Raw genomic sequence first — 12,833 nt, 5'->3', positions numbered from 1 at the left:
GCTCAGGCACTCTTACGCGCGACAGATTGTTTTTTCAGGTGCACCAATAATAAGGAAACGGCGGCCGGTGTCACCCCGGAAATCCGCCCGGCCTGCGCCAGGGTAGAAGGCCTAACTTGTTGCAGTTTTTGTCGCACTTCGTTCGACAACCCGGAAATAACGCTGTAATCAAGGTCGGTCGGCAACGCGGTGTTTTCATGCTTACGCAGGGCGTCGATCTCTTCTTGTTGGCGCTTGATATAGCCTTCGTATTTCACTGCGATTTCAACTTGCTCGGTAACCTCGGCGGGCAATTCCGGGTGCGTATCGGACAATTCGATCAAATTGGCGTAACTGATTTCCGGGCGCTTCAATAAGTCACGCAGAGAATACTCGTGCCGTAAGGGTTGTTGCAGCAAGGTCGCAACTTTTTCGCCATGCGGTGTATTTGGGCGTACCCAACTCGTAGCAATACGCGCCGTTTCCGCTTGAATGGCGTCTTGTTTGCGCGCAAAGGCTGCCCAACGTTCATCTTCCACCAAGCCCAGCTCGCGACCTTTTTCGGTTAAGCGCTGGTCGGCATTGTCTTCGCGCAACAACAAGCGATACTCCGCCCGGCTGGTGAACATGCGGTAAGGCTCTTTAGTACCCATGGTGATCAGGTCGTCCATCAACACGCCGACATAGGCTTGATCGCGCAGGGGATACCACGGCTCGGCATCACGCGCCCGAAGGGCTGCATTCAAGCCCGCCAACAAGCCTTGCGCACCGGCTTCTTCATAACCTGTGGTGCCGTTGATTTGTCCGGCGAAGAACAGGTTCTGCACGTACCGTGTTTCCATCCAGTGCGAAAGGTCTTGCGGGTCGAAGAAATCGTACTCAATGGCGTAACCGGGACGCGTCATGTGAGCGTTTTCAAAGCCTTTCATAGTGCGGATAAACTGCACCTGCACATCAAAAGGCAAGCTGGTCGAAATGCCGTTCGGGTAGAGTTCGTAGGAGGTCAACCCTTCCGGTTCAACAAAAATTTGGTGCGAAGATTTATCCGCAAAGCGCACCACCTTATCTTCTATCGACGGACAATAACGCGGGCCTATGCCATCAATCACCCCGGCGTACATGGGCGACTTATCCAAGTTGCTGCGAATGATATCGTGTGTGGCTTCCGTGGTGTGCGTGATGTAGCAACTGACCTGACGCGGGTGCTCTTCAACCGAGCCCAGATACGACATCACGGGCAGCGGGGTATCGCCCGCTTGCTCTTCCATCACACTGAAATCGACCGTACGGGCGTCGATCCGTGCCGGGGTGCCGGTTTTTAACCGACCGACTTTAAACGGCAGCGCCCGCAAGCGTTCCGCCAGCTTGTTAGCGGGTGCATCGCCCATGCGCCCACCTTGATAGTTATCCATACCCACATGAATGCGGCCACCCAAGAAGGTACCGGCGGTTAACACCACCGTTTTACTGTGGATGCGAATGCCAGTTTGCGTGACCACGCCGCACACGCGGTCTTGCTCGATGATCAAGTCATCAGCGGCTTGCTGAAACACGAAAAGATTGGGCTGGTTTTCAACAATCTCACGAATGGCCGCTCGGTACAGTTGGCGATCGGCTTGCGCACGGGTAGCACGCACGGCAGGGCCTTTGCGGCTGTTCAACACCCGAAACTGGATGCCCGCGCGGTCAGTCGCGCGCGCCATGGCACCGCCCAAGGCATCAATTTCTTTAACCAAATGGCTTTTGCCAATGCCGCCAATCGCCGGGTTACAGGACATAACGCCGACGGTTTCGATGTTGTGCGTTAGCAGCAGGGTTTGCGCGCCCATGCGAGCCGCCGCCAATGCGGCTTCTGTGCCAGCGTGTCCGCCGCCGATAACAATGACATCAAACTGCGTTGGGAAATTCACAACAACCTCGGGTCGAGAAGAAAACGGGGGATGTATTATACGGATAAAAATTAGCCAATACAGTGTTAGTGTCCCTTAACAGAAATTCATTGGATTTCTGTTAAGGGACACTGGGAATTCCGTTCAGCTTTTCAATCATGGCCTGCACGCGTGGCAAACGTTCGGCGTCACTGAACACCCAACCCATTTTGACCAATGCGGGCGGGCGGGCCAGAAGCACACCGACATATTGGCGGCCGCTGGCCTCATCGCGCAGGGTATAGTCCACGCGCTGTCGGCTTGAAGCGCCAGCAGACGAAAGCACGGTCAGCTCGCCACCAAAGCCGCTTAGGTCAGCCTGCATAGCGTCGGCAAAAATAGCTTCGGCACGGCTTTCCAACACGCCAGCGGGATAAACCAATTCCTGTACCAGCATATTGATGCCGCTGCGATTGGCTTGCCAGTTGGTGGCTTGCACCGGGCCACTGAGTCCACCAGGCGCCAGAAGCTCGGCCTGATCCGGGGTGCGCTCAAACCATACCGTGAGGTCGGCCACTGGCAAATGCACGGCTACTTCCGGCGTGGGCAGGGGGCGCACGCGGGTAGGCCATTGCAGGTAGTAAAACAAGCCCATCAGCAGTAAGAGCACCACTAAGGTGATGGTTTGGCTGCGTTTACGCGGCGTGATTAGCGTCTTCAATCCCGTTAGCCTCGAACATTGCGCAAACAAGCCGCCGCTGCCGTTTCGCGTTCCGCCAGTTCATCCGTCGTCGTCGCGGTTATGGTCACATGGCCCAGTTTTCGGCCAGGGCGGTCGGTTTTGTCATAGTCATGCCAATGCACGCCGGGCAACCGCCACAACGCCGTCACATCGGGGTGGGCACCAAATACGTTCAGCATCACCACATGTCCCCGCGTTTGGGTGTCGCCCAATGGCAGGCCACAGACCGCACGCACATGGTTTTCAAATTGACTGGTGGTGGCACCCTCGATGGTCCAGTGCCCGGAATTGTGTACGCGCGGGGCAATTTCGTTGGCCATCAACTGTTCACCCTTACGGAAGAACTCGAAGGCCATCACACCCACATAGTCCAGCTCGGCCATTACCCGCTGCACATAATCTTGTGCCTGAGCTTGCAGTAGGTGGGCCGCCAGCGGCTGTGAGCGATACAAAATACCGCTTTGGTGTTCATTCAAAACCAGATCGTAGTAGCGCATGTCGCCGTCGACGGCCCGCACGGCCACGCAAGAGACTTCTTCATCGAAATCGACAAAGCCTTCCATGATTAAGGGCACACTGCCCAGCTCGGCAAAAGTGCCGGCCGTGTCCGCTGGGGTACGCAACACTTTCTGGCCTTTACCGTCGTACCCCATGGTACGGGTTTTCACCACCGCAGGCAGGCCAATATTGACAACCGCTTGATCAAGATCGGCTTGTGAATCAATCTTTGCGATGGCTGGAATCGGAATGTTCAAGCGCTGGAACAGAGACTTTTCTACCCACCGATCCCGCGAGGTCGCCAAGGCCGCTGCCGTAGGGTACGCCGGAATTTCAGCGGCAATGGCCGCTAAGGTGGTGGGCGGTACATTTTCAAACTCGAAGGTTGCCGCATCCGCTTGCGCCGCTAAGGTGAGCGCCGCCTCAACGTCGTCGTAGGGGGCCACAATATGTTCACCGTAAGCGCTGGCGCAGGCATCAGAGGCCGGGTCCAAGAACAAACAGCGGATGTTCAAAGGTGCCGCCGCCAACGCCATCATACGGCCTAATTGGCCTGCGCCCACAATTCCAAGTGTTCTTTTCATGCGTTACCTGTGTTTATTCCTGACCGGGATTGGGTTGTGCCAACACGCGCTCGGTTTGCGCGGCCCGATATGCCAATAAAGCTTGGCGGATCTCGGCATCCTGATTGCTCAGCATGGAAGCGGCTAACAATGCGGCATTGATCGCCCCGGCACGTCCTATAGCCAGAGTGCCCGTGGGTATACCCGCCGGCATTTGCACAATGCTGAGCAAGGAGTCCATGCCGTTCAAGGCTTTTGATTGCACCGGCACACCGAGCACTGGCAAATGTGTTTTTGCGGCACACATGCCCGGTAAATGTGCTGCGCCACCGGCCCCAGCAATGATGATCTGCAAGCCTCGATCGAACGCCGTGGCGGCGTAGTCAAACAGTAAATCCGGTGTGCGATGCGCCGAAACCACCTTGGCTTCAAAAGCAATACCCAAGGACTCCAACGTGGAGCAACAGTGTTCCATTGTTTCCCAATCCGATTGGGAACCCATGATGACGCCGACCAGTGGCTGCATGCGTTTTCTCCTAATGGGTTAGTTTTTGCCTAAGCTTTGGGGTGAGTAAGGGGCATGATACGAACGACCTGTCGGTCATCATCACGGTGCGTGGGTTCAATGCGTGTGCCCGGTACAGCAGAGGTCATCGGCTGGTCCGCTGCAAGGGTATCGGTGAACCCGCAGTCTACACAGTCGCGTGCCATCTGCGCCACGCCTGCATCGTCGGTATAATGCTCAACCCTTAACGCATCGGCTGCGCCGCACGACGGACACAAAGCGCCTGCGATGAATCGTTTGACCATAATGTCTCTACCGGTAAAAAAGGAGCCAGAGTATAACAAAGTCTGCCCTGTTACCGCGAGCGTCCACTTTCCACGCGGAATGCGGTCAGGGCATCGATAGCACGGATCAACAACGGTAGCATCGGCACCGGTGAGGCGTGAAGGAGCTGGCACAGGTATTCCATCCGCCGGTGTTGCAAGCGGCGCATATTGAAAAAATGGCTGCCATAGGTCAACCAAACCGGATTAACACCCGTCGCGGCCCACAACCTTAGGGCCATGATGACGTTGAAGTGCGGTTCATTCTTGGCTTTCTCGTAAGAGCCTAGGGTACTGGGCGCGATACACAACAGCTCGGCGAGGTCTTCTTGCGACAGCGCCAACACCTCACGAAAATGGCGTAAGCCGTTCGACACCATGAGGTAATAGCCGGGCAATTCTGCCGCCACTTCGTCCTGCGAAGGCCAATACAAACCGTCTTCACTCGGTGGCGGTGGCAGCGCAATGTCCATCAGCTCACTGAGCAGAGTGATCAACGCGGTAAAGACCCGATCATTCTGTTGACCGACAAACATTTGCACCCGCAGTAAATCCAAGCGAATGGTTAACGACGAAAACAGATAGTCGTACGGGCCACCCAAAAAGAAGTACTGGAAAGGAATGCCGGTATGCATCATGTAGCGGGCGGTGGTGCCCATGCGCATATAATCTCGGCCGCTTTCGTAGCGCCGGTATTGAGATAAGGAAATACCCAGGTCTCGCGCCAACACATCCTGACCCACGCCAATCGCTAACCGGCATTGCCTCAGATTCGCGGCATATAAGGCATCCAAACCCACTTCGAAGGCCGTAAAATTCATCGCTTTCGGACGAAACTCCGCTCTTATCTGCGCACTGACCGGTGTAAGCGTGTTCTCAGGCATACGGCTGTTTCTACCTCTAAAGAACAAATTTAAAGGTGTTAGGGAAACCCATCCTAACACCTCAACCAACGATTAACCCGTATTGCGCATCCCCGCTGCAATGCCGCCAATGGTGACCATTAAGGCTTGCTCCACAGTACTGTTTTGCTCGGCCTTTCTTAACCGGTCGAGCAATTCAATTTGCAACCAGTGCAAGGGTTCCAAATAAGGATCGCGCAGTAAGATGCTGTCGCGGTTCCATTGATCACTCACCATCAGTTGGTCTTCGGCTAACAACTTCCGTAAGGTGTTGGCATCGCTGGCCATGCGTTGTTGTAACTCGGTATTCATGTACAACAGTTCAGGCGGCGATAAACGCTCAGCGTAGGCGCTAGAAATCGCCGCATCCGTTTTCAGGAAAACCATTTCCAGCATCGCTAGCCGGGTCGAGAAAAACGGCCAACGGTCTTTCATCTGCTCGATGGTTGACGTCTTGCCGGAACCCAGTTGTGCCTCGATGGCTTCCACCGCCCCCAACCAGCTTGGCAACAACAGCCGGTTTTGCGACCAGGCAAAAATCCATGGAATGGCCCGCAACGATTCAACGCCGCCCCCGGGCTTCCGTTTGGTCGGCCGACTGCCCAGCGGCAGCTTGCCCAGCTCCTGCTCGGGCGTTACCGCACGGAAGAAGGGCACGAAATCGGGGTGATCACGCACCACCGATCGATAGGCATCGCAGGATTGCGCCGCCATCTGGTTCATCAATTCGCGCCACGCAGTTTCCGGCTCGGGTGGTGGTAACAACAGCGCTTCCAGCACCGCGCTGGCGTACAGATTCAAGCTGCGTACCGCCAGTTCGGGCAAGCCAAACTTGAAGCGAATGGTTTCCCCTTGTTCCGTTACCCGGAAGCCGCCATCCACCGAGCCGGGTGGCTGCGACAGAATAGCCGCATGGGCCGGGCCGCCCCCTCGCCCAATGGTGCCGCCCCGACCATGGAACAGCGTCAGGCTGATATGAAATTCTTGCGCCAACTGCCCCAACGTTTCTTGCGCCCGGTATTGCGCCCAAGAAGCCGCCAGCACACCAGCATCTTTGGCGGAATCGGAATAACCGATCATCACATGCTGCTGGCCGTGAATGTACCCGCGATACCACTCGATCGACAACAAGCTGCGCATGGTTTCCGGCGCGACTTCAAGGTCGTCGAGCGTTTCAAACAACGGGGCCACCGGCATAGCCCAGCGCACACCACATTCACGCAACAATAATTGCACGGCGAGCACATCGGACGGATGACGCGCCATGGAAATAATGTAGATACCGAAAGAATCGGCACTGAATTGGCTGACCACACGGCAGGTATCCAGCACTTCCTGCACGTCCGGCGATGGTTCCCAATCACGCGGGATCAGCGGGCGTTTGTTCGCCAGCTCGCGCAACAAGAAGGCTTGTTTTTCCTCTTCGCTCCAATGATCGTAGTCACCCAGCCCCAGCGCCAAGGTCAGCTCCGACAGCGCGGCACGATGGCGTTCACTGTGTTGACGTACATCCAAGCGTAGCAGCGCGGTGCCAAATACATGGGCGCGGCGTATGGTGTCTTTTAATGCCCCGTCGGCGATGACTTTCATGCCGCAAGCGACCAGCGAGTCATAACACGCCATCAGCGGCGTTAATAAGGCCTCGTCGGTGAGCAAACAATCGGCGAGATCCACCCGTGCACTGTTGTCCAGCCGCGCCTGAATAGCATCTTTCACTTGGTACAACCGGCTGCGTAGCGATTTCATGACCGCTCGATACGGTTCACGCGCCTCACCTGCCAACACGCGCAATTCGTCTGTGCAGTCCAACATCGACAACTCGGACGCCAAACGATCGACCGCTTGGCCGAACAACTCCGCTGCTTTCCAGCGCGACAACAGCAGCACCTGTTCAGTGACTTTTGCCGTAACAAAAGGGTTGCCGTCCCGGTCGCCGCCCATCCAAGAACAGAAACTCAACGTGTGGGCATCCAGCGCTAGGTGCAGGTCATGTTCTGCCAGGTCTTCTTCCAAATCGCGCATAAAACGTGGCACGGCATCCCACAACGAGTTTTCAATGACGGCAAAGCCCCAGCGCGCTTCATCCACGGGTGTGGGACGGACGCTGCGAATCTCAGCCGTGTGCCAAGCCTGCGCCACCAGTTCTTTGATGCGCTGCGTAGCTTGCCGACGCTGACGGGGCTCGGCCGCATCGTTTAAATGCGCTAACTCACCGGCCAGCTCACCGTATTTGGTGATGATGGTGCGTCGCGTGACTTCGGTAGGGTGTGCGGTGAGCACCAATTCCAAATGCAACTTTTCGACCGCCGCCTGTTTTTCGGCCAAGGTTTGCCCAGTGTCCTGTAAGCGGTGCAGAAAGTCCTGCATGGGGTTGGGGTATTGCTGATGGGCCAACCCTTGCGGGGTCACGGTGTGCTGTTGCTCAGCGATGTTGACCAGGTTGAGAAACTGCGTAAACGAACGGGACAGCAACAGTAAATCGTCATCGGATGCGGTGCGGAAAAAATCGGCCATGGCCGTACGAGCACCGGGGTCACCATCGCGCGCGGCTTTGCCCCAGCCACGAATCTCTTCAATGCGTTCTAACCAGTCATCACCACTGGCTTGGGCAATGGTTTCACCCAGCAAGCGACCCAGGGTTTTGACCTGTTTCCGTAACACCTTATGTGCTGTCATTCATGATTCTCCTCGAAAACTTAAGCGTGCCCACCGGCACCCAACTGGGTGACATCAATACCGAGCCGATCCAACGCGGTTTGATAACGCTCATACGGGGGTGTAGCGAACACCAGATCGGTGTCCGCTGGAACCACCAACCACGCATTCTCAGCCAGTTCTTGCTCAAGCTGACCGGCTTCCCAACCCGCATAACCCAAACAGATTTGATAATGCGCGGGCCCGTTGGCTTGCGCAATGGCACTCAAAATATCTTTTGACGTGGTAACACCCCAATGCTCATTGTTTAAGGTGGACGCCCAATGCGCTTGTGTATCGTGCAACACAAACCCGCGCTCGCGCATCACCGGGCCGCCAAACACCAATTCAGGCTCGGCACTGACATCGCCATGCGGGATATCGGCTGATTCAAACAATTGTGCCAGCGTCATCGCTACCGGCTTATTAATGATGACACCCATGGCCCCGTCGGCATCGTGGCGCAGCAAATAGACGACGGACTGCGCAAAATAGGCATCGGTTAACTGTGGCATGGCAATTAATACATGGTGCGACAAATACGATTGCACAGTGTTCCTCGGTAACATGACGAATGACTCCCCCAAAGTATAGGGGTCTACGCACCGTAATACGACCACTGTGCGGTCATAAACTGGCGCATTCTCTCACCGTCGATAATACTTCGCAGGAACCTATACCTCGATGATCTGTCTAACCGCCACTCTAGACTGAGGAAACCCGTCATGCGTCTGCAAGCCACCTTAAAAACCAAGCTACTCCTGGCCGTCCTGATCATGGCGTTTGTTGCCATTGCCGTGCGGGCTGCCACGTCATTTTTTGATTTGCGCCAACAAGCCCGCACCAGCGTGCTGAATGAAATTGCCCTAGCGGGTAATTTGTTGTCCAGCAATGTGGCTGGCTGGGTGAGCGATAACCGCCGCTTGATGGAAACGGCTGCCCGCCGCCTCCAAGCGGGTGAGGCATTGGAATCTGTCTTACCCTTTAGCCAGCAAGCCGGGGGATACCTCTACACCTACTTGGGGACGACGCAAGGTGAGATGATCATGTTTCCCGACGAACCACTGCCCGCCGATTTTGATCCCCGCACACGCCCGTGGTATCAACAAGCGAACAATGCAGGCCGCAGCGTGTTTACACCGCCTTATATTGATGCATCATCCGGTGGTTATGTGGTCACCTTTGCAACCCCGGTACCCGGTCGAGGTGTTTTAGGTTCTGATGTACCGCTACAGGCGGTGGTGGATACTGTCGTGGCGGCCAATTTGGGTACAGGTGGCTACAGTTTATTGGTCGATGGCGATGGACTCATTCTAGCGCATCCCGATGAAGCCTTTGCCGAGCAAAACATTCGGGCTTTAAATGACACCCTCACGCCACAACGACTGAACCAACTGCGCCAGAATACAGCCTTGGTTTCTATGCCGATGGGTGGCCAGAACAGCTTGGTGGCCTTTACCGCCATTCCCGATAGCAACTGGAGCCTAGGCTTTGTATTAGACGAAGCCGCAGTCAACGCGCCTATTCGACGGATGTTGATCGGCACGCTGCTCAACACCATCATCATACTGGCGATTTACTTTGCCGTAGCGCTTGCCTTACTGCGTTGGCTATTGGCGCCACTCGATACCATCCGGGATGCCATGCACGACATCGGACAAGGTGAGGGTGACCTAACCCTGCGCCTGAGTTACAACAAAGCGGATGAACTCGGCCAACTCAGCCAGTCGTTTAACCAATTTATGGGCACCATCCAAAGCCTGGTCAGTCGCGCACGGGCTACCTCGGCAGAGCTGGATGGCGAAGCCGCGGCCATGCAAGACGACAGCCGCGAAAACAACCAGCAAATTCTGTTACAACAGGACGAAATCGGGCAAGTGGCTGCCGCCATTCATGAAATGTCGATGACCGCCAACGAAGTGGCCCAAAGCGCCAGTGAAACCGCCGAAGCGGCACGCCGGTCGGCGGAATCGACAGCGGCAGGACTGAGCTTAGCCAAAGAAAATCGCGCCAATATGGAAAAACTCACCCAAGGCATCCATGAAACTACCGCGGTGATCCAAAGCCTCAATGAGCACGCTCTGAAAATTAACTCGATTCTCGCCACCATCCAGGGTATCGCGGAACAGACCAATTTACTGGCTCTGAACGCGGCCATTGAAGCGGCACGTGCCGGAGAGCAAGGTCGCGGTTTTGCGGTGGTAGCCGATGAAGTGCGCGCCCTGTCACAGCGCACGCATGACGCGACGGGTGAAATTCAAACCATGATTGAAGGCTTACAAACACAGACCGGTAATGCCGTCACCATGATGGATAAGTCGGTTTCCGTCACACAGGACACGGCGGAAAACGCGCGGGGCGTGGCCGAAAGCTTGAGCGCCATCAATGAAGCCATTGGTTTGATCAACAACATGTCTGACCGCATCGCCAATGCATCGGGTGAACAACACAAAGCGACCGATGAAATCAGCCGAATCACCAGCACCATTAAAGATGCGGCTGATCACCTTGCCACCAACGCCCATGAGGCGGATCAACGCGCGCAAAGCCTGGCCAAACTGGCCACGGACTTGAGCGCGAACCTGAACCGGTTTGTGGTTTAAGCCGCGGCCGCGATCCCGGAATGCCGCAGCAAGGCATCCACATTTGGTTCACGGCCACGGAAGGCCTTGAACAATTCCGCCGCTGGACGCGACCCGCCGCGCGCCAGAATCTGCTCACGGAAATCGCGCGCCGGTTCCGGGGCGAATAAGCCTTCTTCTTCAAAGCGACTGAACGCATCGGCACTCAGCACTTCAGCCCATTTGTAGCTGTAATAGCCCGCCGCATAACCACCGGCGAAAATGTGCGAAAAGCTGTTTTCAAAGCGCGCATAATCGGCCGTTGGCACCACAGCAACCTGCGCCCGCACCGCACGCAGAATATCGCACACCATCGCCAACTGGCCACTTTGGTAACGGGCGTGCAAGGTGAAATCAAACAACGAAAACTCCAACTGTCGTACCATCTGCATGGCAGACTGGAAATTACGTGCCGCCAGCATTTTGTCCAACAGGTCTTGCGGTAACGGCTCTCCCGTATCCACATGCCCGGAAATAAAGGCCAAGGCTTCAGGCTCCCAGCAAAAGTTTTCCATAAACTGCGACGGCAGCTCGACGGCATCCCACGCCACACCATTGATGCCACTGACCGCCGCGACATTCACCCGCGTCAACATGTGATGCAAACCATGACCAAATTCATGGAACAGGGTGGTGACATCGTCGTGCGTTAACAGGCTGGGCTTGCCGTCCACCGGGGCGGTGAAATTACAGGTGAGATAGGCCACCGGCAGTTGTTGTGCTTCACCTTCTTGCCAGCGTACCCGACAATCGTCCATCCAGGCGCCACCACGCTTACCTTTGCGGGCATAGAGATCGAGATAAAAGCGCGCGATCAGGGTGTCACCTTCGTACAGGTTATAAAGCTGCGCGTCGGGGTGATAACGGTCGAACTCGTCAACCGGCTCAATTCGCACCTGATAGAGCCGCTGAAGGGTTTCAAACAGCCCGGACAACACACGAGGCACCGGGAAATAGGGTCGCAGTTGCTCGTCGGACACCGCATAACGCGCTTCCTTCAGCTTTTCGGCGGCATAGGTGAGGTCCCAGGGCGCAAGTTCGTTGAGGCCTAATTCACGCGCCGCAAAGTCTTGCAACTCAGCGTATTCACGTTTTGCCTGCGGCACGCTGCGCTCCGCCAGTTCGGTTAAAAAGTCCACCACTTGTGCGGGTGTTTCAGCCATTTTAGTCGCCAACGACCACTCCGCATACGACGTAAATCCCAGCAATTGCGCCGCGGCCAAACGCTTGTCCAAAATTTCGCCCATTAACGTCGTGTTGTCCCATTGACCGGCATTGGGGCCTTGGTCGGACGCCCGCGTGGTAAAGGCTTGGTGCACTTCGTGGCGCAATTCGCGGTCATCCGCGTAAGTCATAATGGGCAAATACGATGGAAACTCTAGGGTGATCAACCAGCCCTCAAGCTCCGCTTGGCGTGCATTGTCGGCCAAGGTATCCAGCGCACTGGCGGGCAGCCCGGCAAGGCGGCTTTCATCGGTGATGTGCTTGGTCCAGCCTTGCGTCGCATCTAAGACGTTTTCGGAGAATTTGTTTTGTAAGGTCGACAAATCTTGCATCAATTGTTTGAACTCCGCCTGCTGTTCCGAAGGCAAGGCAATGCCCGACAGCCGAAAGTCGCGCAACGCATGCTCAACGGCTGCTTGCTGTTCTTCATTCAACTGCGCAAATTCGGCGCTGGCCTTAATCGCTTCATAGCGCGCATAAAGCCCGGCGTGTTGGCCCATATCGGTGCCGTAGCTGCTCAACATGGTTAAGGCTTCACGGTAGGCATCGCGCAACGCCGGGGAATCTTGCACGTTGGCTAAGTGGCTGACCGGCGAGAATGCACTGTTCAATTCATCGTCGGCCTGCGCTAAAGGCGCTACGGTATTAGCCCAGGTAGGCGACGCTGGGTTGGCGCAAACGTCTTCCACCAAGGCCCGATTACGGGCAATCAAATAGTCCACTGCCGGTACGATGTGTTCCGCTTTAATCGCCGAAAAGGGCGGTAGCTCGTCGCCCGCCAATAAGGGATTCAGCACAGGTTTTGCGGGCAATTGAGCAGACATACAGACTCCAGAGACATACAATCGGTGAATAAACACAAAACACGACTTTGGGAACCTTTAAAAACGCCAGAGGCGAAAATCTGGCTAGGC

At 55.9% G+C, this 12,833-nt stretch carries 10 protein-coding genes; 1 reads left to right on the top strand and 9 read right to left on the bottom strand.

The window, feature by feature from the left end; all coding sequences use genetic code 11:
* Positions 1–2: 2 nt before the first annotated feature.
* From mnmG to ACFOSD_RS05545, 8 genes are all read right to left on the bottom strand, one after another.
* Positions 3–1,889, bottom strand: a complete 1,887-nt coding sequence (gene mnmG / locus ACFOSD_RS05580) for a tRNA uridine-5-carboxymethylaminomethyl(34) synthesis enzyme MnmG (protein ID WP_380692705.1) — start codon at positions 1,887–1,889, stop codon at positions 3–5.
* Between the two features lie 100 nt (positions 1,890–1,989).
* Positions 1,990–2,568, bottom strand: a complete 579-nt coding sequence (locus tag ACFOSD_RS05575) for a hypothetical protein (RefSeq protein WP_380692706.1) — start codon at positions 2,566–2,568, stop codon at positions 1,990–1,992.
* A gap of 5 nt (positions 2,569–2,573) precedes the next feature.
* Positions 2,574–3,671, bottom strand: a complete 1,098-nt coding sequence (locus ACFOSD_RS05570) for a 5-(carboxyamino)imidazole ribonucleotide synthase (protein ID WP_380692707.1) — start codon at positions 3,669–3,671, stop codon at positions 2,574–2,576.
* Between the two features lie 13 nt (positions 3,672–3,684).
* A complete protein-coding gene (gene purE / locus ACFOSD_RS05565) occupies positions 3,685–4,176 on the bottom strand; it encodes a 5-(carboxyamino)imidazole ribonucleotide mutase (RefSeq protein ID WP_380692708.1) in 492 nt (163 codons plus the stop codon).
* A 29-nt stretch (positions 4,177–4,205) separates the two neighbouring features.
* A complete protein-coding gene (locus ACFOSD_RS05560; RefSeq protein WP_380692709.1) occupies positions 4,206–4,460 on the bottom strand; it encodes a YheV family putative metal-binding protein in 255 nt (84 codons plus the stop codon).
* A 50-nt stretch (positions 4,461–4,510) separates the two neighbouring features.
* Entirely contained in the window at positions 4,511–5,362 is an 852-nt protein-coding gene (locus ACFOSD_RS05555) for a helix-turn-helix transcriptional regulator (RefSeq protein ID WP_380692711.1), read from the bottom strand.
* 72 nt (positions 5,363–5,434) lie between these two features.
* On the bottom strand, positions 5,435–8,056 hold the full coding sequence (ppc, locus tag ACFOSD_RS05550; protein ID WP_380692712.1) for a phosphoenolpyruvate carboxylase: 2,622 nt from the start codon (positions 8,054–8,056) through the stop codon (positions 5,435–5,437).
* Positions 8,057–8,076: 20 nt separating this feature from the next.
* Positions 8,077–8,643: a YqgE/AlgH family protein gene (locus ACFOSD_RS05545; RefSeq protein WP_380692713.1), complete on the bottom strand. Its 567-nt coding sequence runs from the start codon at positions 8,641–8,643 to the stop codon at positions 8,077–8,079.
* A gap of 156 nt (positions 8,644–8,799) precedes the next feature.
* Between ACFOSD_RS05545 and ACFOSD_RS05540 the strand changes: the two genes are divergently transcribed.
* A complete protein-coding gene (locus ACFOSD_RS05540; protein WP_380692715.1) occupies positions 8,800–10,677 on the top strand; it encodes a methyl-accepting chemotaxis protein in 1,878 nt (625 codons plus the stop codon).
* On the opposite strand, the gene prlC is transcribed toward ACFOSD_RS05540, so the two are convergent.
* Positions 10,674–12,743 (bottom strand): oligopeptidase A, encoded by a 2,070-nt coding sequence (gene prlC / locus ACFOSD_RS05535; protein WP_380692716.1) that lies wholly within the window; start codon positions 12,741–12,743, stop codon positions 10,674–10,676. The genes ACFOSD_RS05540 and prlC overlap by 4 nt on opposite strands.
* Between the last annotated feature and the right edge of the window lie 90 nt (positions 12,744–12,833).

Source organism: Salinispirillum marinum (assembly GCF_042650105.1).
GTDB classification, from domain to species: Bacteria; Pseudomonadota; Gammaproteobacteria; order Pseudomonadales; family Natronospirillaceae; genus Salinispirillum; species Salinispirillum marinum.
This window is presented reverse-complemented; position numbering and strand designations above follow the sequence as displayed.